This is a genomic window from Nissabacter sp. SGAir0207, from assembly GCF_005491205.1.
GTDB lineage: Bacteria > Pseudomonadota > Gammaproteobacteria > Enterobacterales > Enterobacteriaceae > Chimaeribacter.
In genome coordinates this window covers 1,157,475-1,179,106 of the sequence record NZ_CP028035.1, presented here as the reverse complement: position 1 = coordinate 1,179,106, position 21,632 = coordinate 1,157,475, and the positions used below count along the sequence as shown (strand labels likewise).

Below are 21,632 nucleotides of genomic sequence, written 5' to 3'. Positions count from 1 at the left end.
GGCCGCTTATGCGGCCCTTTTTTATGCCTGCTGTGCCAGCCACTGGCGCACGGCCGCGCGCGCTACCTTGATGCCGCCCTGCGCCAGATCGGCGGGCAGCGAATAATAGCGATCGGGCTGCTGGTAACGCGCCAGCCGCCCCGCCAGCCAGCGATCCAGCACCTGTGCGGGCAGCGGGCCGTCGGTCGCCAGCACTGCCACCGGCCGCTCGCCGTAGATCTCATCCGCCACCGGCAGCACAAAGGCCTGCGTCACCTGCGGATGCGCCAGCAGCACGCGCTCCACCTCCTCCGGCTGGATGCCCTCACCGCCGCTGAAAAACAGGTTATCGAGTCGGCCGGGAATGTGCAGCTCCCCGCCCTGCCAGCGGCCACGGTCGCGGCTGTGATACCACCCCTCATCGTCCACCAGCGGGTGCAGCGCGCCGTCGCGCCAGTAGCCTGCCGCCATGCCGGGCGCGCGGATCAACACCTCCTCCCCCGCCAGCCGGATCGCCACCCCCGCCAGCGGCCGCCCGACGCCCGGCCCGCCATCTGCCCGCTTGGCGCAGACGGTGGAGGCCATCTCGGTCATGCCGTAGCCGCACCAGCAGCGCAGGCCGCGCTGTTCGGCACGCGCCGCCAGCTCCGGCGGGATCACCGCGCCGCCCAGCAGCACGTCACGCAGCCGACCACTGCCCGCCGGTGAGGCGAGCAGCCGCACCAGTTGCGTCGGCACCAACGAGGCGTGGGTGGCCTGCCCGATCTCCGCCAGCAGCCCGCCCGCTGCTGGCACATGCAGCGTCGCTCCTGCCGTCAGCCAGCGCCAGATAATCCCCTGCCCGGAGACGTGGCAGAGCGGCAACGACAGCAGCCAGCTATCCTCGGCGCTGAAGGGCAGTAAAGCGAGCACGCCCGCGGCGCTGGCCAGATGGGCGGCGGGGCTATGGGCCGCCGCCTTCGGCAGGCCGCTGGAGCCGGAGGTGAGCGTCAGGGTCGCCAGCCGCGACGGCTGCCAGTCAACCGGCACCCTTCCCGGCCGCGCCTCGACCCCCAACCGTGGCAGCGGCACCCCCGCGCCCTCGCCGCAGAGCCACACCATGTCCAGCCCCGGCAACAGCTGTGCCAGCAGTGCCGTCGGCAGTTGCGGGTTGAGGGGCAGCACGCGCGCGCCACAGCGGATCAGCGCCAGATAGTCGAGCAGCAGCGCCGGGCTATTGGCACCGCGCAGCACCACGCCGCACCCCTCAGTGACGCCCTGCGCGCGGTAGCCCGCAGCGCGGCGCTCCAGTCGCGTCGCCAGTTGCGCCCAGTTCAGGCTGCCGCCCGCCCCCGCCAGCGCTGGCCGATCGGGCGAGTGCTGCGCCCAGTGCCGCCACGGCCACGTTGTCAGCCCTGCCATGCCACCTCCAGTTGGTCGATGCCCCAGAGCGGCAGCGGGCTGCCGGGCCAGACGCGCAGCAACTGTGCGTTCATCATCGACAGCGTATCCAGCCCCGGCGGCGTTTGCGGCGTCAGCCAGGCGGCCAGCCGTGACAGTTGCGTCAGGCCAAGGCTGCTCTCGATAGCAGCGCTGATCACCACCTCCAGCCCGGCGGCCCGCGCCTGCGCCACCTGTGCCATTACCTGCGCCAGGCTGCCCACCAGCATCGGTTTGATCACCAGCGCCGCCACCCCCGGCTCCGCCTGAAGGGCAAAACCCGGCTCGCGGCCGCTCTCGTCCCAGCCAATGGCAATGCCGCTCTGCCGGGCAAACTCCCGCGATGCCGCTGGCGAGTGGCACGGCTCCTCAATAAAGGCGATACGCGCCCGCAACGCGGGTGGCACATAGCGGGCGAACTGGCGCGCCCGCTCCGGCGTCCAGCTGCGGTTGGCATCCAGCCGCAGCCGCAGCTGTGGCAGCGCCTCCAGCAGCAGCGTCACCAACATGCCGTCGCGCACCGCCTCATACAGCCCCACCTTCATCTTCGTCAGCGGCACCCCGGCCAGCCGGGCGAAGAGCGCGTCCGGGTCGCCGTGGCAGAGCGGCACGCTGTGGCTCAGGGCGGTGGGCAAAGTGCCAGCCAGCTCCGCCTGCGCCATGCTGGTGCCCCACGCCACCGACGGCAGGCCGCACGCAGGCGGTTCGCCCGTTAGCCAATCCGCCAGCCACTGCCGGGCGGCCTGTTCTGCCTCTGCCAGTGATTCCCCGCTGAAGCCCGGCAGCGGGGCGATCTCACCCCAGCCGCTGGCACCGTCCGCGCACAGCCGCAGCAGCAGCCCCTCGCGGCAGGTGAGCCGCCGATCGCGCAGCGCCGCCCCGGCCACCAGCGGCAAGCGGTAACGATAGAGTGTCGCGTGGCGCATCATGGGTTCCGGGTGAATTTGCTGAAGTCGGGGGCGCGTTTCTCATTGAAGGCGTTGCGCCCCTCCTGCCCCTCCTCGCTCATGTAGAACAGCATGGTGGCGTTGCCCGCCAGCTCCTGCAAGCCAGCCTGTCCGTCGCAGTCGGCGTTGAGCGCCGCCTTCAGGCAGCGCAGCGCCATCGGGCTGTTTTGCAACATCTCACGGCACCAGCGCACCGTTTCGCGCTCCAGCTCCGCCAGCGGCACCACCGCATTGACCAGCCCCATCTCCAGCGCCTGCCGGGCATCATACTGGCGGCAGAGGAACCAGATTTCGCGCGCCTTTTTCTGGCCGACGATGCGCGCCATGTATGACGCACCCCAGCCACCGTCGAAGGAGCCAACCTTCGGCCCGGTCTGGCCGAACACCGCGTTCTCCGCCGCCAGCGTCAGGTCACACATCATGTGCAGCACGTGGCCGCCGCCGATGGCGTAGCCCGCCACCATCGCCACTACCGGTTTTGGGCAGGTGCGGATTTGGCGCTGGAAGTCGAGCACGTTCAGGTGGTGTACACCCTGCTCATCACGGTAGCCGCCGTAGTCGCCGCGCACCTTCTGGTCGCCCCCGGCGCAGAAGGCCAGATTGCCTGCGCCGGTCAGGATGATGACGCCGATGCGCGCATCGTGGCGCGCCGTCTCCAGCGCGCGCATCATCTCCCGCACTGTCTGCGGCCGGAAGGCGTTGCGCACCTGCGGCCGGTTAAGGGTGATTTTGGCGATGCCATCCGGCGAGGTGTGGTAGCAGATGTCCTCGAAACCGGTCGAGCAATCCTGCCACTCCACGGGCGCATAGAGCGCGCGCTCATCAACAGCAATCATGGGTAACTCCTTGGTCAATAATGGATATCAGGTGCCGGGTGAACAGGCCGGGATCGTCAAAATGGGCGTTGTGGCCGCAGCCAGCCAGCAGCGTTAGCGGCAGGCGGCGTGCCTCGGCCAGCGCCCGGAACCGGCTGTCCCGCCCGCCGCACAAGTAGTGAAAAGGGTGATGCAGCCGCGCGAGGGCGGCATCCAGCGGCGGCTGGTGGCCGAGGGAGGTGGCGAGCAGCATCTGGGCGACGCCCGCTGGCGCGTTGTGGCGGCGCAGCGCAATCAGCGCCTGCCGCTGCGGCTCCGCCAGATCGGCAAAAACCGGCTGGCGATACCAGGCATCAAGCACCGTTTCCAACGGCTGTTGCAGCAGTCGCTGCGCCCAGCGTTGGTCATGGGCCAGCCGCGCCTGCCGCTCGGCAGCCGTCATCAAGCCGGGGTGGCCGCCCTCCACCACCAGCCCGCACAGCCCCGCTGGCTGGCGCGTGGCGTGGTACATCGCCACCCGGCCGCCCAGCGAGTACCCGACCAGCCAGTAACGGGCCACGCCGCGGTGGCGCAGCGTGGCGCGCAGTTGCTGGTCGAGCGCGGCAAAGCCAGAGGGACTGATGCCCGCGGACGCGCCATGCCCCGGCAGATCGAGCGCCAGCGTGCGCCAGCCGTGACACTGCGCGGCCACCGCCTGCCAGTCGGCGGCCGATCCCAGCAGCCCATGCAGGAACACCAGCCAGGGGCGCGCGTCGTCCATCGGCGCACTGGGGAAATGGTGGGCGGCGAGCATCACTGTCCACCCGCCTGTTGCAGCTGCCGCAGCAGGTGCGCGCCAGCGTCCGGCTCGGTCTGCATCTCAATCAGCGTGGTGCCTTCGCTCTGCCACGCCTCGGCCAGCGCGCCCCGCAGCGCCTGCCACTCCGTGGCGCAGGCATAGCGCAACCCGAACATCGCCGCCGCATGGGAGAAGTCCACCTGTTGCGGCATACAATAGAAGCGTTCGCGCTCGGCGGCGGGCGTCGGCAGCAGCGAGAAGATGCGCCCGCCCTGATTATTCACCAGCAGGATCACCACCGGTGCGGGCGGATGCTGGAGCAGCGCCAGCGCGTTGAGGTCATAGAGCGCCGAGAGATCGCCGATCAGCAGTAGCGTCGGCCGGGCGGTGGCGCGCGATACTCCCGCCGCCGTGGAGATCAGTCCGTCAATGCCGCTGGCCCCGCGGTTGCCGTAGACCGGGTAGCCCGCTGGCAACTGCGCCAGCGCATCCACCAGCCGTACCGCCAGACTGTTGCCGATAAACAGCTGGCCGCCCACAGGCAGCAGCGATGGCAGCTGCGCCGCCAGCCGCCCTTCGCCGAAAGGCTCCACCCGCTGCGCCTGCCGGTGGGCGCGATCGGCCCACTCCGCCAGATCCGCCGCCCAAGGGTGGCGCACGCCCGCTGGGTGCTGCGCCAGCCACTCCAGCACCGGTGCCACAATGCGCCGCCCCGGATGCTGGCCCGGATCGCGCCGCCCCGGCAGCGGTGCCACCAGCCACCAGTTATCCGGCCGCAGTTCGGCAAGCCACGCCAGCACCCGCTGACCGGTGAGATAACTGCCGAACTGCACCACCAGCTCCGCCTGCGCCAGCCGCGCCCGTGCCGGTGGGTGATTGAGCCACAGCTCGGCGCAAGGCAGGGGCTGGCCAGTGTGCGACTGCACATCCGCCACCAGCGGCCAGCCCAGCGCCGCCGCCCAGCGTGCCACCGCCTCCCCCTCCGCTGGCGACAGGCGGCCAGCCACCACCACGCCGCGCCGCTGCCGCCACTGCGCCCACCCTGGCTCCGGCTGGCAGGCGGGCTTCGCCCCGGCCGCCAACCAAGGCCCACGCCCCTGCCACCAGTCGCCGAGCGCCGCCGACCACGGCTGGTAGTCGCCGCGATCCTCGCCATACAGCGGATCGCTGAAGGGGCAGTTGATGTGCAGCGCGCCACCCGCCAGCTCCGCCATCGCCTGATCGATTGCCGACACCAGCCAGCGCGCCGGAATATCGGGCGTCGGGCGCGGCAGGTTGAGCGTGCCAGCCGGGTGGTCGCCGAACATGCCCGTCTGGCGGATGGTCTGGTTCGCCCCGCACTCCAGCAGCTCCGGAGGGCGATCCGCCGTCAGCATCACCAGCCGCTCGCCGGTCAGCCCCGCCTCGATCAGCGCCGGGTAGAGGTTGGCCGCCGCCGTGCCAGAGGTGACCACCACCGCCACCGGCTCACCACTCCCCTTCGCCAGCCCCAGCGCCAGATGCCCGAGGCCGCGTTCATCAAAATGGGTATGGCAGATCAGGTGGGGATGGGCGGCGGCGGCCAGGGTCAGCGGGGTGGAGCGGGAACCGGGGGCGATGCAGAGATGCCGGACGCCATGCCGGGTCAGCGCCTCGAGGATGAGCGCCGCCCAACGGCGGTTAAATTCACTGGTTAACATACGAAGCCTGTGCGGTACAGTTGCCAAAAGGGGGACGTGACGCCGGGCCAACCCGGCCAGGCGTCAAAAAGTATATTTTTTTTCTATGGATCTATTATTGATTTAGACAGGCTAAAGGGGTGATTGGCCATCATCGGGGTGCAGCAGCGAACGCAGGCCAGCGGCCTTGTTCTCAACTTCCTGCCACTCCCCCGCCGGATCAGAGCCAGCCACGATGCCTGCTCCGGCATAGAGGTGTACCTGATTAGCACGGATCAGCGCCGATCGCAGCGAGACGGCGAACTCCGACTGGTCACGCGACAGGTAGCCCGCCGACCCGGCGTACCAGTGGCGCGGGAACGGCTCGTGGCAGAGGATAAAGCTGCGCGCCGGCTGGCGCGGCAGGCCAGCCACCGCGGCGGTGGGTTGCAAGCGCGCCAGACAGTCGCCATCCTCCGCCTGCCGCAGGCGACCGTGGATGCGGCGGCGCAGGTGCTGCACCTTGCGCAACCGCACGATCTCCGGCGGCATCACATCCAGCGCCTGCGCGCCGCCCTGTAGCCGCTGGCAGATGTCATCCACCACCAGCCAGTTTTCCCGCTGGTTCTTTTCGCTGCCCATCAGCCACGCCGCCAGCGCCTGCGCCTGATCCGCCTCCTCGCTGTTGGCGACCGTGCCAGCCAGCGCCTCGGTGGTCAGTTGGTCGCCCTGCCGCAGGAACAGCCGCTCCGGGCTGGCGCTCAGGAACGCCTCCTCGGGCGAGAAGGCCATCATAAAGTGGTAGCAGTGATGGTTGACCGCCAGGCTCGCCGCCAGCATCTGGCCCGGCTCGACCGGCTGATTGAACGTCAGTACCGTCTGGCGCGCCAGCACCACTTTCTCCAGCTCGCCCGCGTCTATCTGTTGTAGTGCCTGCTCCACCATCTCCTGCCACCCCTCCTCATCCGGCTGGTGGCTGGCGTGAACCAGCGTGGTGTGCAGCGGCGGCAGGACAGCGGCGGGTTGGAGTTGTTGCAGGAAGGCGGCGGCGCGCGCCAGATCGCCATGCAGCGCATAGGGGTCGGCCAACGTCAGGGTGAGCGTTAGGGTATGCGCCTGCTGATGCAGGGTCAGGCGCGGCACGAACAGGCAGGCGGCTTGCGGGGTGCCCTCCACGGGCGCGGCATCAAAGGCATTCACGCCCCAGACACGCAGCCGCCCGGCTGTGTCACTGTGCTGCCGCACGTAGTCGCTGGCCTGCCGCAGGGTGCCGAACTGCGCCACCTGCCCGCAGATTGCCACCCTCTCCGTACCCTCTCTGGGCTGCCAGTAGAACTTGGGATAGTGCGGCTGGGCGGCCAGCCAGTCCAGCAGTGGCTCGTCGTCATCTGCCATAAAGGTCAGACTCAACTGCCTGACCCCGCTGGCCGACGGCCACGCGGGATCAAGTAGCGCCTGCGCCAGCGCCGCGTCCAACTGTTGGAACACCCCAGGAAGTATCGACACCGTCACCTCAATAACCAAACATAAAGTGTGGGCATTATACGTACCCCGAATGGGATGAGAAGCCGGCCGTCGGGCAAAAAAAAGGGCACACCACGGTGCGCCCCTCTTTGCCAGAGTCTGTGCCCTGACGGTTCCGTTGGCCTAGCGACGCATCAGCAGGCCGAGGATCATCCCGGCTGCGGCGCCCATACCCACGGCATGCCACGGTTTCTCGTGCACGTAGCTGTCTGCACTGCATGCCGCCTGTTTCGCCTTGTAGTATGCGGCGTCAGATTTGGCGCTCAGGCGTTTTTTCACCTTATGCAGCGCCTCTTCGGCACGGTGCTTGATTTCGATGTACTTCTGGTCTGCCTTGTCACCGGATGAAGAGAGCACCTCTTCCAACGTATCCGACAGCATCTTCAGATCGTCATCAAGGGAAGTTTGAGGTTCTTCCGGAAGCTCAGACTGTTTTGGATCTGCGGTAGTCGCCATGCATGTCTCCTTGGTTTTATGACTTGATAGTACTAACCATAGTCACTTTTTCACCAGTTTGCTTAGTGACAACCCGTGATTTTATCTTACTGAATCAGTTTAAGAACCTTCTGAAGCCACTCAGGGATCGGTTTTCGCCGCCTTCGGCACCCCTGTTTTGCCACTGCGCGCCGCCAGCCACAGCCCGCTGTTTTTCATCGCATAACCGAACACCGCGCCGAGCAGCAGGGAGGGCAACACCAACCGCCAGTCGCCCTGCCCGGCGAAGGTCGCGCACGCGCCAATAAAGGTGCCCGGCACAAACGCCAGCCAGCGGTGGGCCGCCTGTATACACATCAAAAACGCCACCACGCCGGTGAGCAGGTAGCCCAGCAGCGCCCACTCCGGCTGGAAGGCCGCGCCATCAATGATCATTCGCGCCCAGAACACACCGCTGGCGGTGGTCAGGCCGGTCAGCGCCAGCCCCCGCACCCCGCCCTGCGGGCAGGCAAAGTAAGCCGTACACCCCAAGAACCCGGCCCAGCTCAACAACCCCAGAGAGATCGCCACCCAGCCCCATACGCCCGAGAGCACCCCGGTGGTCAATGCAATTGCGAGAAGTACGTTCATTAGCCAGCCCCCATTAAAAACGGCGCAGTGTACGCGATCATGGGCGGAAATATGTGATTATGATCACTTAATGAGTATGCGTGTTTCTATTATTTCATTGTAAGTGTGATCTGTATCACGTTTGGGTGATGGGCGTTGGGGGTGTTGCTGGAGGGGCTGGGTTTGGTGGCTAGTGAGGGTGGTGAGGGCGGCGACGGTCTGCTTCTCTGCTTCGCTCAGGCTGGACGGGTTCTTGCCGGGGTAGAGTTGGCTTGCCAGATACTCCTCGCCGCCGGCGGCGAGGCCGGCACCGGTGGCTCCGGCCAGTGCGTTGCCCTGTTGCCGTTCAGCCAGCACGGCGCCTGCCACTGCGTGGCTGATAGCCTCCTCAGTTGTAAGAATACCCTCTGCCCACAGTGCGGCCTTGGCCTCGGCTCGTCTAGTGGGGCCGCGCTAATCCAGAGCTACTTTTCCGAGTAAGCTTTTTCCGTTAGCGAAAGCGATAAGAGAATAATCGAGTGCATTTATTTTTTTAATCCTTTTCTTTTTTTCTTTTTTTAATCTTGTCAAGCATATTAAAAATAAACGCAGCCAAGGTAATTCCAAAACCATAAACTACTGCCATTCTCAATCCGAGAATGGCCTTACCAAAATTGATATAAAATTCACCAGTTTTCCACCAAAACATTAAGGAAACAATGAACCACACTACCATGCCCGTTAATGACAAAAAAAGAACAGAACGTACAAGCAAACGCAAGTATAATAAACCATTTTTCATAGAAATTCATTTATCTCCAGTTCCATTGAGGACATCTTTAACCACTTCATTAGTATATTCAAAGTAGCAAGCTCCACCCATGTCATAAGCAATACCGGGTAACTCTTTACCTATTACTTCATCGATACCCAAAGATATAAATTTAACAAATGCACTACTAGCTACAGAACCCCAAAAAGCCCCCGATTGTGAATTTAAATCTAGACCATCAGAGAACCATGCTCCTCCCATATTAATACCAATGTTGGCTGCAATCCCTCTTCCCGGTGCTAACATGCCGCCAGCAAACGCTGCTGCACTGCTTTTATAATTCCAGCTTCCACTTTCATTACCTGGTTGATTTAAACTACCCCATTGGAAATAGCCATTAGCTCCTTCAGCGATAAGGCCGCCTGCTATCATTTTACTTATTGATGTCGCTGGCCCAAGGTAAGTTGCACCTGCGATCAGCACCCCATCCTCATACCCATCCACTATAGCTTTCGCGATATTGGCCCCCTCGGGTAAATCACCGGTGGCTATTTTCTTAGAAAGTGCTTTTTTCTCTTCATAAGTTAGTGATTTAATCTGCTTGCCATTCCCATCCATTTGATTATCTGTATTTGTCCATAGTGAACCTTGAGCATTTATTACGGACTGCATACCCTGATTGAACAGGTTATTCTCCACCTCATTTCTTCCCGCCTTGCCGCCGTCCACGGCGGCGGCAAGGTCGCCGCCGGCGATGCTGGCGGCGAGGGTGGTGAGGGCGGCGACGGTCTGCTTCTCTGCTTCGCTCAGGCTCGACGGGCTCTTGCCGGGGTAGAGCTGGTTTGCCAGATACTCCGCGCCGCCAGCGGCGAAGCCGGCACCGGTGGCTCCGGCCAGTGCATTGCCCTGTTGCAGTTCGGCCAGCACGGCACCTGCCACTGCGTGGCTGATGATGCGTTCAGCCCCGGCGTCGGTGTGGGTTTTGACATACTCCGCCACATACGGCGCGGCCGCACCGCCCAGTGCGCTGCCGATATCCCCGCTCAACGCGCCCTGCATCGCGGCGGTGATGGCCTGCGTCAGTTGCTGCGCCCGGCTGCCAGTGCCGTACTCCCGCTGCGCCAGCTCATAGGCGCGCTGGCTGATGGCCTCGCCGGTCGGGATAATGCCCTCTGCCCGCAGTGCCGCTTCGGCCTCGGCCCGTCGGGTGGGGTCGTTTACCGCCGTCTGCGCTGCCAGCTTGCCCTCGGTGCGCAGGATATCGCTGACCTGGGTGCCCAGCTCCGCTATCAGCTGCCGCGTCTCCATGCGCGCCTGCTCCTGCTCTGCGTCAAAGATGGGCGACAGCCGCTCATGGCTGTGCGCAGTGTCGCGACTGATGTCCAGCCCGCTGCCGTCATGTACCGTCAGCGTGCCGTCGGCGATGGCCGCCCGGCTGCTGCTCTGCGCCTCCCCGCTCTGGCTGCCGCCGTTGAGCAGCGTGTTCGCCATGTTGCCGGTGAACTGCTGGCCGATGCTGCCGCTGCTGCTGAACCCTGCCCCCTGACTCTGCGCCTCAAACTCCGCCCGGTTGGTGAGGTCGCGCCAGCCCAGTGAGCCGGTCTCCAGCTGGTTCAGCGCTGGCAGGGCGCGGGAGTCAATCACCGCCCCCTCCAACTGGGTATGGCCGCCGACCCGCAGGTCAAAGCCACCGTTTAGGTAAGCCTGACCGCTGATAAAACGTTCCCGGCTCTGAAGCCGGGAACGTTTTCAGTCACTAAGGCTATTTAAAAAAACCAAAACACTCTTTATATCAGTACACCATTCAGATATTTTCATGCCATCTTCGTCATGAGTAGTTCGTGTCTCTATAAAATTATTTATATTTTCTGGAGAAAAATCATGGTATTCCTCTAAAAAAATGACAGTGTTTTGCACATAAACCTTCTCACCTTCGAAATATAAAATCCATGTAAATATAAAGTTAGTTTTTTCAGGCTCATACATTGAAACAACCAATGCGGAATGCCTCTTATTGGACAACCCTTCTTCAAGAGAATTTATCCAAGATTTTTTATAATCTTTAATATCCCAATAGGATAGTGGTAAATATAATTCTTCCTCGAATTTACTAATAACTATGGATGATGGTTGAAACAACTCACCTTCCATACTCACTGGCTTACCTTTAGGGAATATTCCAAACATACAACTAGTCCTTAATCTTGTTTAGTTCGCTATCGTAAGTACCAATACGCTTACCTTTACTGTTGAACATCTTCCAGCCATTAGTAACATTATGGCTATCAATATCAGGAGTAATGTAGTTCTTGCCATCATAAAATACTGGCTGACCGTGTGAATTAAATGGCGCTTTCTGAGGTGGGATTCTGCGATCGAAGCCTAAATTGCTTGCAGCATCCTGAGCTTCTTTTCCTTTTAATGTCAGATAAGCAATATCATCCTTATTCGGCCCGTCAGGGATCGGCGTTACTGTAGTATTTACACCGGCATCTGGCAAGCCATCAATATTACCAGTGTTATTCGGATCGGAATCAATATGATTATTATCATTCCCTGTATGGCTTGGTCCCGCATCCATAGACCCGGTATTATTACCCGTATGACTGGGCAATGTTTCAGGTAGCTGGTTACCACCAGTATGGGAAGGCGCATATTTATCCTGAAGCGAGCTGAGATATTTACTGGTTAACTCATCATTCCCCATCATTTGCAGTGTGATGAGGTGGTCCAAATCCTCCGAAGAGATATTTCCCGCGATCTCATTTACTACAACGCCTGTAAGACCAGCCTTCACCCCTATTTCCAGCAACTGTCCGGCCAATTTTGACTTACAGGACGGAATGAGACTGCATCCGGTGGTGATCGCTTTGCCCAATGCATTATTCTCCACCTCATTCCTTCCCGCCCTGCCGCCGTCTACGGCGGCGGCAAGGTCGCCTCCGGTCAGGCCGCCGGCGATGCTGGCGGCGAGGGTGGTGAGGGCGGCGACGGTCTGCTTCTCTGCTTCGCTCAGGCTCGACGGGCTCTTGCCGGGGTAGAGCTGGTTTGCCAGATACTCCGCGCCGCCGGCGGCGAGGCCGGCACCGGTGGCTCCGGCCAGTGCGTTGCCCTGTTGCAGTTCGGCCAGCACGGCACCTGCCACTGCGTGGCTGATGATGCGCTCGGCTCCGGCGTCGGTGTGGGTTTTGACATACTCCGCCACATACGGAGCCGCTGCGCCGCCCAGTGCGCTGCCGATATCCCCGCTCAACGCACCCTGCATCGCGGCGGTGATGGCCTGCGTCAGTTGCTGCGCCCGGCTGCCAGTGCCGTACTCCCGCTGCGCCAGCTCATAGGCGCGCTGGCTGATGGCCTCGCCGGTCGGGATAATGCCCTCTGCCCGCAGTGCCGCTTCGGCCTCGGCCCGTCGGGTGGGGTCGTTTACCGCCGTCTGCGCCGCCAGCTTGCCCTCGGTGCGCAGGATATCGCTGACCTGGGTGCCCAGCTCCGCTATCAGCTGCCGCGCCTCCATGCGCGCCTGCTCCTGCTCTGCGTCAAAGATGGGCGACAGCCGCTCATGGCTGTGCGCAGTGTCGCGGCTGATGTCCAGCCCGCTGCCGTCATGCACCGTCAGCGTGCCGTCGGCGATGGCCGCCCGGCTGCTGCTCTGCGCCTCCCCGCTCTGGCTGCCGCCGTTAAGCAGCGTGTTCGCCATGTTGCCGGTGAACTGCTGGCCGATGCTGCCGCTGCTGCTGAACCCTGCCCCCTGACTCTGCGCCTCAAACTCTGCCCGGTTGGTGAGGTCGCGCCAGCCCAGTGAGCCGGTCTCCAGCTGGTTCAGCGCTGGCAGGGCGCGGGAGTCAATCACCGCCCCCTCCAACTGGGTGTGGCCGCCGACCCGCAGGTCAAAGCCACCGGTGCCGGCAAACAGCCCGCTCTGCTCCGCCACGCTCAGGTAGTCAGAGTCCATCTGCTGCCGCCCGGCGCTGATGTACCCGCCGCCGCCCGTGCTCCCGGCGCTGAGGCCGGCGGCCAGGCTGCGTTGGTCGCTCTGGTAGCGGTCGCTGTCTTGCAGGCTAATCAGGCTCAGGTCGCCGCCGATGTCAGCCAGAATGCGGGTGCCGCTGGCCTGAGCGCCAGCCAGCGTCACGTCCTGCCCGGCGATGAAGGCGAGCCGGTTGCCCGCCTGTGCCGTGCTCTCCGTCCAGGTGGTGCCGTTGCCCGCCTGCTGCCCCTGCGAGGCGCTGGCGTCAGCAAACAGGCTCACGCCGCCGCCGTTACCGCTCAGGCCAATGCTGGCACCGATGCGGCCGCCGTGGCTGCTGCTCTCGCCGCGCATCGTCTGGCTGTTTTGGGCGGCCAGCAAGCTGATGTTGTCGCTGGCCTGTAGCGTCAGGTCATGGCCGGCCTGCATGGCCGCGCCCTGCGCCACAATGTCGCCGTCGCGCGCCAGAATGTGCAGGTCGCCACCAGCTGTCAGGGCGCTGCCCTGCGTGATGCGCTGGTCGTAGGTCTGATGGGACTCGCTCTGCTGGCTGCCCAGCGACACCGCCATGCCGACAAAGCTGTTCTCGCCGCTGTTGTTGCCCGCCAGTTGCGTCGCCTGATAGGCCTGATAACCGGTCAGCCCGGCCTTCATCGCTTGAAGCGCCGCCAGTCGGCTGTTGCCGTTGTCGTCTGCCGCCTGCGCGGTCTGGAAACCGCTGTTGATCGCCGAACCGACGCTGCCGGAGAGCGCCACCGACAGCCCGCTCTGGCTCATCTCATAGTGCTGCTCGCTGTGCTGGCGCGTCACTCCCGCCTCCAGCGTGACGCTGTCGCCAGCCAGCGTCAGGTCGCCCGCCGCCATCAGATCGGCGGCGCGGGCAGTGAGCGCCCCCCCGGCGTTCAGCGTGACGTTGCCGTTCAGGCTGCCCAGGGTGCTGCCTGTTTCATACTGGCTGTCGCTGAGCGTGTCGAGCACGCTGCTCTGGCGGCCAAGGGTGAAGCCAATGCCGCCGCTGCCCATCAGGCCGGACTTCTCCTCGCGCTGCTCGCGGGTCTGGAGGTCATGCTCCGTGGCCGTGGTCAGGCTGAGCGCGTTGCCCGCCAAGAGCACCAGATCGCGGTCAGCCACCACGTTGCTGGCTTGCAGCGTCAAATCATGCCCGGCCTGCATCAGCACCCGGTCGCCGCTGATCAGGCTGCCCTGCGCGGTGAGAGTGTCGCGGGTGGCGTGGGTCTCCTGAGTGGTACGTGAGGCGATACCGTTGCTGCCCGTGACCTTGCTGTAGGACTCGACGTGGCTCTGCCGCTCGCCGTGGGTGATGCTGAGATCGTTGCCCGCCGCCAGCGCCAGTGTGCCGCCTGCGGTGGCGCTGGCCGCTTGAAGGGCCATGTCGCGCCCGGCTATCAAAGCCAGATCGCCCGCCACCGCCAGCGTGCTACCCACCTGCTGCGAACTGGACTGCCCATGCCGCTGATCCGCGCTAAAGTTGAGTTGCTCATGCGCGGCGGTGGTCACGGTATCCAGCCTCAGATCGCGCCCCGCCTGAAGCTGGGTCTGCCCCTGCGCGCCTTGGTTGGTGATCTGCGCTGCTGTCAGGGTCAGGTCACGCCCGGCCTGCAACAGCATGTCGCCCTCTGTGACCTGAAACGCGGCCAGCCGATCGAGGGTGGTGGTGGCAAAGTCGCCCCCGGCGCTGGCGGCGCTGCGGGTGCCGGTCATGGCATGGATATCGCGGCCAGCCACCACCGTCAGCCCCTGTTCACCACCGATCAACCCGCCCAGATGGTTGATGTCCGTGCGCGCCTGCAACGCCAGCGTGTCGGCATACAGGGTGCCGCCCCGGTTGGTGATGTTGTCAGCGACCAGTGTGGCCGACTGAGATGCCAGTACCCGGCCACTGTTATTGAAATCGCCGCTGAGGTTGATGTTGACGTCGCGTCCGGCCAGCAACGCGCCGCTGCCCTGCACATCGCCCGGCTGGACATGGGCATAGACCTGCGGCACCAGTACCTGCTGCACGCTGCCATCCGCCAGGGTGACCGGCTGCGCCACCATCCAGACGATGTCCTGCGTGAGCTGGCCCATCTGTTCGGCGGTCAGTGCCACTCCCGGTGTCAACTGGTACTGCTGACCAAAGGCGATGCCAGCGTTCATCAGCGCCCGGTATTGCTCTTCGTCGCTGGTATAGCCTGACAGATAACGCTGGCCGGTCAGCGCTGCCACCTGATCGCGCACCAATTTTTGCTCGTAGTAGCCATCCCCCAGCCGCTTGAGGGTGCGGTCGGGATCGCTCTGGAAGGCGGCCAGCATATAGTCAGAGCTGAGCCACGCCTGCTGGTTGGTGAAGCGCGGATCGGTCTCCACCAGATAGTCCGCGTCACTGGCGGGCAGAATGTGGAACAGGCTGCTGTCGGGCAGGCGCGTCTCCGGGCCGGTGATGCGCACCACGCTGGCGCTGCCGTTTTGTGGCGCGGCGGGCACCTCGAACGTCTTGCCCGGCGGCACCCGCACGCCGCCGTCCAGTGACTGCCAGCCAGCCCCATCCAGTGGCCCCAGCGCCGGGTTAGCCACGCTGCCGGGGGTGAGGCGGTCAATCGCCGGGCGTTCACCGCCCGCGCTGGCGTGCTCCTCAATGCTGCCCGGACGCAGGGTGATCGCCTCTATCACCGGCGCATCGGGAAGCGCTTTTTTGCTGTGCCCCTGATTATCACCACCGCGATCGCGGATGCGCCAGAAGGTCTCGGCCCAGCCATCGCGGGTGGTAATGCGCTCGCCAGCCACCTCGACGTTATCGAGCGTACCGGCATCAATCGAGAGGGTGCCGCCCGCGATAATCTGGCTCTTGTCATTCAGCACCTGCTGGCCGTGAATCGAGAGATCGCCGCCGGCGCGGATCACCGCCGGATCGCTCTCGGTGATGCGCGTCTCATCCACCGTGAGGATGTAGTCGCGGTGCACCCAATGGTCGTTTTTGTCGGTGGCGGTGGTCGGGAAATCCTTGGTGATCAGGAAATCGACCTCCTTATTTTTGATGCGCACCTCATCCGGCCCATAGATGAGATCCTCATAGTCCACCACAAAGTACTCTTCGATATGATCCTGTGACACCTGCACTACCTCGGTGGCAAAGTGATCATTCAGGTTGTTGAGCGTCGCCACGTCCAGCCACAGGTTGCTGGCTGACTCAATGGTGGCGCTGACGTTGTTAACCCGCCGCGCTGAGCCGGTCGCCAGCCCGTGCTCATCCAGCGTGCCGCCTATCGCCAGATCGCCGCCGCTGTAGATCAGCCCATGTTCGCGGTTGTTGAGGGTATCGACGCCCAGATCCAGCCGCTCGCGGGCGGCCAATGTGGCGGCGCTGCCGCCTTCGGCGAGGTTATTGAGTACCTCGGCCTGCAGGCTGAGGTGGTCACCGTAGATGCGGCCGCTGCCAATGTTGGTGAGGGTCTGGCTGCTGAGGCGCGTCCAGAGGCCATCAATCAGGCCACGGTTGGTGATGGACTGCCCGGCACGCAGGTCGATCTGGCCGCCGCTGATCTCGCCGCCCTGCTGGTTGTCCAGCGCGGTGGCGGAGAGGGCCAGTTGCTGGCCAGCGGCAATCAGTGCGGTGTTGGTGACGGTGCCGCCGCTGCTGAGGGCCAGGTCGCCATTGGCCTGCAAGGTGCCTTCGTTGGTGAAGTCGCCCTGCACCTCCAGCACCAGATCGCCGACTGACTGCACCGCCCCGGCGTGGTTATCCAGCACCTCGCTGTGCAGCGTGCCATTGCCCTGGCTGGCGATCAGCCCGTCGCGGTTGGTGAGGGCGGCGGCCTCTACCGCCAGCGCCCCGCCGGAGAGCACCTCGCCGCTGAGGTTGACCAGCTCGAGGGCGATGATCGAGAGGGCATTCGCCGCGCTGATCAGCCCCTCTTGGTTGTCAATACGTTGCCCCGCCGCCTGCCAGTAGAGCGCGCCGCCCGACTGGATGGCCCCGGCATGGTTGCTCACCGCCCCGGTGGTAGCCTCCAGCCCCGACAGCCCAGCCACCAGCCCGTTATCATTCAGCAAACCGAGAGTAGTGAGGGCCAACTGGCCATTGGCGATAATCGCGCCCTGCTGGTTATCCAGTGTGCCGCTGTGCACCGTGAGATCGCCCTGGCTAATGATGCCGCCCTGTGTGCCACTGCGGGCGTTGTTGAGCGCGTGGCCGTGGGTGTCGAGATGGAGCGCGCCGCCGCTCTGGATCAGGCCGCCGTCGGCGTTATTTAGCGCAGCGCTGTTGAGGGTCAGGGCAGCCAGCGCCGCCACCACGCCGCCACGGTTATCGACATCGGCGGTAGTGAGCGTGGTGTCCTTGCCGAGCAGGGTGCCTGCCCGGTTATCCACCGTGTGCGCGGAGAGGGTCAGGCGCTCGCCAGCGCTCACGGTACCGCCATAATTATCAAGATCGCCCACCATCAGCGACAGCTCGCTCGCCGCGCCCAGTTGCCCCTGCGCGTTGGTGAGGTGCCCGCCGCTCAGGCTGATCTGCTGCGCGCCAATCAGGCCACCGGTATTGTCCAGATCGCCCCCCTCCAGCCGCAAGGTGCCCTGCGCAATCAGGCCGCCCTGCGTGCCGTTGTCTCGGTTGATTACCTGCTGGCCGTGGGTGTTGAGGGTGAGATCACGCCCGGCCTGAATCAGCCCGGCGCTGTTGTCGAGGCGGCCACTATCCAGCGTAAGATCCCCGCTGGCGGCCAGAGTGCCAGCGCGGTTATCCAGCGCCTGCTGGTGCAGTGCCAGCGTGGCGCGGTCGGCGGTTATCATGCCAGCGTGGTTATCCAGCCCCTGCGCGTCGAGGGTCAGCGCGCCCTCCGCCGCGATCTGTCCCTGCTGGTTGTTGAGGGCGGCGGCCGAGGTGATCGCTACCTGCCCGCCCTGCATCACGCCGTTCTGGTTATCCAGTGCGCCGCTCACTACGGTCAGCGCCCCAGCGGTGGCGAGGGTGCCGCCGTGGTTGTCGAGCTGGTCACGCACCGCCAGCGAAAACGCCTCTTCCGCCTGCATCAGGCCGCCCTGATGGCTGAACGTATTGGCGCTCAGGTCAATGCGCCGTGCACCGGTGGTGGCGCCATCCAGCCCCAGCCTATTGCCGGAGAGGCGCAGCTCGCCATTGGTGATGATTTCACCCTGCGCGCCGGTGAGTGTCCCGGTGGTGACGGTGAGCAGGCCGCTGCCCGCATGGAGCAGGCTACCGCCGGTGTTGTCAAAGGTTTCGGTGGAGAGGAGAAGGTTCTGGCCGTTGCTGGCGAGGGTGCCGCCCCGGTTATCAATGCCGTCCTGATGCGCCAGCCGCAGGTCACCGTCGCCGAACTGGCGAACGCTGCCGTGCTGGTTGGAGAGGCGATCCGCTGTAAGTTGCAGGGTATCTGCCTGCAAGGTGCCGCCATCATTGCGCAGGGTCTGGCGGGTGGTGGCGCGCAGGGTGCCAGCCGCCTCAATGTTGGCGTCGCGGGTGACAATCTCCCCCTGCCGGGCAGTGAGATCCACCGACTGGCCATACCCCTGCCCCTGGCTGAGATCCAGCGCATCGCCGGTGAGCGTCAGCGCGCCGCCCGCCAGCACGCTGCCGTGGCTGGTGAGTTGGCCCTCGGCAGTGAGGGTCAGGTTGCCCGCTGAGGTCAGCGTACCCTCTGCCGCCATGCCAGCGGCCATTACGCCCCCGGCCTGATTGACCAACGTGCCACCTTGCAACATGGCATTCCCGGCCGCTGCCAGCGTGCCCTGATTGGTGATCTGTTGGCTGCGAACCGCTAGCGCCTGCTCACTGTAGAGAGTGCCGCTGTTCAGCGTCTCCTGCGCGGTGAGATTTATGCCCTGACCGCTGAGGCTGCCGCTGTTTTCGATACGCCCGTCGGCAGAGATGTGCACCTCGCCCGCCGCCGCGCCAATCAGCCCGGCGTTGCGTACCCCGACGCCCTGTTCGGTGCCAATCAAACGGATTTTGTTGGCATACATGCCGCCAAGCTGCGCCACGTCAATCGCCACCGTCGGACGCCCCGGCGCGCTGCCCGATTGCGCCGTGACGCGCTCGTGCGCCGCATCCACCTGATTGGCCCCGGCCGTGACGCGTAGATCCTGCGCCCAGACGCCAGCGTTGACCTTCACCGAGCGAGCGATCAGGTCGGTATAGCTTTGCCCGCTGCTGTCCAGCCCGCGCCCCTGGATGGCGATCTCGCCGCCATTGACCTGATAGCCGCTCAGCGCCCCCTCCTGCCACTGCGGCTGGCCGGTGGTGAGGGTGGCGCGGTTGGCGTTGATAAAGCCGCAGCCCTCACAGGTGATGCCAGCCGGGTTGGCGATCACCACCTGCGCCTGTCGGCCAGCGACTTCGATATAGCCGTTCAGTTGGCTGGGATCGCGCGCGTTGACCTCATTGAGAATTACCTTTGCCTCGCCGCGCGCCAGCCAGGGGTTGCCGGTCACCAGCCCGCCCAACTGCGTCTGGGTGGCGGCATGGCTGTTATTGAGGATCGCGCCCTTGCCATCCACGTTGAATTCGCTGAAGCGGTTGCGCGACACCCCCGCCGCACTGGGGGTCTGGATATTGACCTGTGGCGTCCCGTTGGCGCTGTTGATAATGGTGGGCCGCTGGTTGCCGGGCGCGCTGCCATCTGCCACCAGCGCTGCCTGCGCGGGAGAGAGCAGCGCCATGCCCAGTGCGCCCCATAGCGCCAGCCGGAGCGGGCGTAGCACCGCCAACAGCGGATGTGCAGAGGGGCGCGCGCCACGCGGCCGCCCTGACTTGCCCTGCCCGCTGTGGGCAATCTCCGGCACCACCATCAACATGCCGCGCTGACGGTTAAAAATGATGCGGTAACAGTGTTTGTTCATGGCGATCTCCTTATCGTCAGTAGTTCCAGTTGAGGTTGAAGCCGAAGGTGGCGGGGTCGGTGCGGAAACCCGCCGATTTGGAGAGCGGGACGCCAGCGAACAGGTCATAGCCGACCTGCCACAGGCTGCCGCGCAGCCCAATGACGCCGCCCGCCAGGTGTTTGCCCACCAGCCAGTTGGCGCTGTCGCCCCCCACTTCGCCGTAATCGACGCCAAAGTAAAGCTCCTGCATGGGCAACGGCGTGCGCCAGGCAAGGTCATTGCGCCAGTACCATCCGCGATCGGCGGAGAGGCTCAACTCGCCATCGAAGCCGCGCACGCTCCAGCGCCCGCCGAGGGCAATCTGATCCTGTGGCGTCAGCAGCGTGTGGCTGATTTGGCGGAAGTAGCTGGGCGTGTAGCGGAATGACTGGCCGAACAGCGTGAACGGCATCTCCCAAGAGGCAGAGATCTGGACGATCCGCGCCAGCGCGTCGCCCTCGTCAAACATCTCCTCCGGGGCGGGCTGTGCGCCAAACCAGCGGGTGCCCTGTTGCAGGGAGACGGCGGCATCCAGCGTGGAGGTGCCGAGGGTGTGGCGGTGTTGCAGCCCCAGCTTCCAGGCGGTGGTGGCGCGGCGCTGCACCTCCACTTCGGTGTCATCAATGAAGTTGCGTGACCGCCGCAACAGCACGTCATAGCTGACGCTGGTTTTCTGGTTGGCATTGCGGTGCAGCACGCGGCTAAGAGAGAAACTGAGGTTATCGCTGTCACCCCGGTACTGGTAGTCGTCACCCGCGCCCGCCACTGTCTGGTAGTAGCCGTTGCGGCTGCCAGTGATGCCGAGCGACCAGTAGCCCAGCGGCACCGAGTAGTGCAGCGTGTGGTTGTCGCTGCCAAGGGCGTTGCCCGGCGTCACATCCTGCCCCAAGGAGAGGTAGAACATATCACTCAGGGAGAGCGGGTTATCCAGATAGAGCGTCAGGCCGCCCTGATAGCGGCCAGTGCTTTCACTGCCGGCATCGTCCAGTGACAGGCCCAGCCGCCAATGGCGGGATTGCGCCCACGCCACCCGTAGGTCGCTGCTGCCCGGCTCACTGCCGGGGGCAATCTGGATATCCGCCTGCACGGTAGGCAGGCGCTGCATATTCTCCAGCCCCTGCTCAATATCCCGTAGATCCAGCAGCGCCCCTTCGCGCGACGGCAACAGGGTATAGGGCTGAATATATGCATCGGCTGAATTATTTATTATTATTTTATTGATTTTCCCCGGCACAATAACCAGCGTCAGCTTGCCGCCGGTTAAATCCTGCGCCGGTGCCAATACCCGGCTAGTAATATAACCGTGCTCAATGATTTTATTTTGAATGCGCGCCATCAGTTGGGATATTCCCTCACTGCCCAGACAGGGGCCAACGCCCTGTTGCGCCACCCTGTCCAGCGGGAGCCAGACCGGCATTGACGCCAGGTTTTCAAGGTAGACGCTGTTAAAGTGGAAACAGGGCGTCTCCTGCGGGAAGCCGCGGCCGGTGGCGGCTTGGGCCACGGGTGTGCGCACGTCTGGTGCGGGTTGCGCCAGCGCGGCCTCGCGGGCCTGTTGCTGCTGTTGCTGGTGGATAAGCTGCTGTCGCCCAGAGGCGGCATGAGGCAACGCCTCCGCCGCCCACAGGGGTGAAAAGTTAAATAAAAATAGAACGGTAGTTAAAATAAATAAGAGACATTTCCTTGGCATACTTACTCCCTGAATTTGGCGAGAGAGAAAATACACCGCAAATGAAAGAAGTAAAGTGCAAAGCTATTTACCGAAGAAAAATAGCAGCAGGAATAAGCAGAGAAAATAATACGTCGGAGATGAAAATATTAATTAATATATTTCCTATCAATAAGGGAGATATTTATTTGCCGCCATAAAAAAAGCCGCCCGAGGGCGGCTTATC

At 63.9% G+C, this 21,632-nt stretch carries 15 protein-coding genes; 1 reads left to right on the top strand and 14 read right to left on the bottom strand.

Going from position 1 to position 21,632, the window contains the following annotated elements; genetic code table 11:
* Positions 1-21 precede the first annotated feature (21 nt).
* From menE to C1N62_RS05125, 11 genes are all read right to left on the bottom strand, one after another.
* Entirely contained in the window at positions 22-1,380 is a 1,359-nt protein-coding gene (menE, locus tag C1N62_RS05175) for an o-succinylbenzoate--CoA ligase (protein WP_137762619.1), read from the bottom strand.
* Positions 1,368-2,324: an o-succinylbenzoate synthase gene (gene menC / locus C1N62_RS05170; protein ID WP_137764911.1), complete on the bottom strand. Its 957-nt coding sequence runs from the start codon at positions 2,322-2,324 to the stop codon at positions 1,368-1,370. Before menC ends, menE begins: the two co-directional genes overlap by 13 nt.
* Entirely contained in the window at positions 2,324-3,181 is an 858-nt protein-coding gene (gene menB, locus C1N62_RS05165) for a 1,4-dihydroxy-2-naphthoyl-CoA synthase (protein WP_137762618.1), read from the bottom strand. Before menB ends, menC begins: the two co-directional genes overlap by 1 nt.
* Complete coding sequence (gene menH / locus C1N62_RS05160) at positions 3,168-3,953, bottom strand: 2-succinyl-6-hydroxy-2,4-cyclohexadiene-1-carboxylate synthase (protein ID WP_168195881.1); 786 nt, start codon at positions 3,951-3,953, stop codon at positions 3,168-3,170. Before menH ends, menB begins: the two co-directional genes overlap by 14 nt.
* Positions 3,953-5,617, bottom strand: a complete 1,665-nt coding sequence (gene menD / locus C1N62_RS05155) for a 2-succinyl-5-enolpyruvyl-6-hydroxy-3-cyclohexene-1-carboxylic-acid synthase (RefSeq protein WP_137762617.1) — start codon at positions 5,615-5,617, stop codon at positions 3,953-3,955. The genes menH and menD overlap by 1 nt, the downstream gene beginning before the upstream one ends.
* A 111-nt stretch (positions 5,618-5,728) precedes the next feature.
* On the bottom strand, positions 5,729-7,081 hold the full coding sequence (gene menF / locus C1N62_RS05150) for an isochorismate synthase MenF (protein WP_240775727.1): 1,353 nt from the start codon (positions 7,079-7,081) through the stop codon (positions 5,729-5,731).
* 141 nt (positions 7,082-7,222) lie between these two features.
* Positions 7,223-7,555, bottom strand: coding sequence for a stress response protein ElaB (elaB, locus tag C1N62_RS05145; protein ID WP_137762615.1), 333 nt, complete (start codon positions 7,553-7,555; stop codon positions 7,223-7,225).
* Positions 7,556-7,675: 120 nt separating this feature from the next.
* Entirely contained in the window at positions 7,676-8,164 is a 489-nt protein-coding gene (locus C1N62_RS05140; RefSeq protein WP_137762614.1) for a DUF1097 domain-containing protein, read from the bottom strand.
* A gap of 63 nt (positions 8,165-8,227) precedes the next feature.
* Positions 8,228-8,500 carry a VENN motif pre-toxin domain-containing protein gene (locus C1N62_RS05135; protein ID WP_137762613.1) on the bottom strand — a complete coding sequence of 91 codons (273 nt, stop codon included), beginning with the start codon at positions 8,498-8,500 and terminating at the stop codon, positions 8,228-8,230.
* Between the two features lie 175 nt (positions 8,501-8,675).
* Entirely contained in the window at positions 8,676-8,924 is a 249-nt protein-coding gene (locus tag C1N62_RS05130) for a hypothetical protein (protein WP_137762612.1), read from the bottom strand.
* A 6-nt stretch (positions 8,925-8,930) separates the two neighbouring features.
* On the bottom strand, positions 8,931-10,202 hold the full coding sequence (locus C1N62_RS05125; RefSeq protein ID WP_168195810.1) for a VENN motif pre-toxin domain-containing protein: 1,272 nt from the start codon (positions 10,200-10,202) through the stop codon (positions 8,931-8,933).
* Between the two features lie 58 nt (positions 10,203-10,260).
* Here C1N62_RS05125 and C1N62_RS23130 point away from each other — a divergent pair, with 58 nt between their 5' ends.
* Entirely contained in the window at positions 10,261-10,440 is a 180-nt protein-coding gene (locus tag C1N62_RS23130; protein ID WP_168195809.1) for a hypothetical protein, read from the top strand.
* Between the two features lie 203 nt (positions 10,441-10,643).
* On the opposite strand, the gene C1N62_RS05120 is transcribed toward C1N62_RS23130, so the two are convergent.
* The 3 genes from C1N62_RS05120 to C1N62_RS05110 are packed head-to-tail and all read right to left on the bottom strand — an operon-like array spanning position 10,644 to position 21,427.
* Positions 10,644-11,081 (bottom strand): hypothetical protein, encoded by a 438-nt coding sequence (locus tag C1N62_RS05120; protein WP_137762610.1) that lies wholly within the window; start codon positions 11,079-11,081, stop codon positions 10,644-10,646.
* A 4-nt stretch (positions 11,082-11,085) separates the two neighbouring features.
* Complete coding sequence (locus C1N62_RS05115) at positions 11,086-19,716, bottom strand: hemagglutinin repeat-containing protein (protein ID WP_168195808.1); 8,631 nt, start codon at positions 19,714-19,716, stop codon at positions 11,086-11,088.
* 16 nt (positions 19,717-19,732) lie between these two features.
* Positions 19,733-21,427, bottom strand: a complete 1,695-nt coding sequence (locus C1N62_RS05110) for a ShlB/FhaC/HecB family hemolysin secretion/activation protein (protein ID WP_137762608.1) — start codon at positions 21,425-21,427, stop codon at positions 19,733-19,735.
* Positions 21,428-21,632: the final 205 nt, after the last annotated feature.

Excerpts from the sequence above, each read along its gene's own strand:
- menC (WP_137764911.1), bottom strand. The coding sequence starts at position 2,324 with ATGCGCCACGCGACACTCTATCGTTACCGCTTGCCGCTGGTGGCCGGG.
- menD (WP_137762617.1), bottom strand. The coding sequence starts at position 5,617 with ATGTTAACCAGTGAATTTAACCGCCGTTGGGCGGCGCTCATCCTCGAG.
- C1N62_RS05125 (WP_168195810.1), bottom strand. The coding sequence starts at position 10,202 with ATGGAGACGCGGCAGCTGATAGCGGAGCTGGGCACCCAGGTCAGCGAT.
- menH (WP_168195881.1), bottom strand. The coding sequence starts at position 3,953 with ATGCTCGCCGCCCACCATTTCCCCAGTGCGCCGATGGACGACGCGCGC.
- C1N62_RS05130 (WP_137762612.1), bottom strand. The coding sequence starts at position 8,924 with ATGAAAAATGGTTTATTATACTTGCGTTTGCTTGTACGTTCTGTTCTT.
- C1N62_RS05120 (WP_137762610.1), bottom strand. The coding sequence starts at position 11,081 with ATGTTTGGAATATTCCCTAAAGGTAAGCCAGTGAGTATGGAAGGTGAG.
- C1N62_RS05140 (WP_137762614.1), bottom strand. The coding sequence starts at position 8,164 with ATGAACGTACTTCTCGCAATTGCATTGACCACCGGGGTGCTCTCGGGC.
- elaB (WP_137762615.1), bottom strand. The coding sequence starts at position 7,555 with ATGGCGACTACCGCAGATCCAAAACAGTCTGAGCTTCCGGAAGAACCT.
- C1N62_RS05110 (WP_137762608.1), bottom strand. The coding sequence starts at position 21,427 with ATGCCAAGGAAATGTCTCTTATTTATTTTAACTACCGTTCTATTTTTA.
- menE (WP_137762619.1), bottom strand. The coding sequence starts at position 1,380 with ATGGCAGGGCTGACAACGTGGCCGTGGCGGCACTGGGCGCAGCACTCG.
- menB (WP_137762618.1), bottom strand. The coding sequence starts at position 3,181 with ATGATTGCTGTTGATGAGCGCGCGCTCTATGCGCCCGTGGAGTGGCAG.
- C1N62_RS05115 (WP_168195808.1), bottom strand. The coding sequence starts at position 19,716 with ATGAACAAACACTGTTACCGCATCATTTTTAACCGTCAGCGCGGCATG.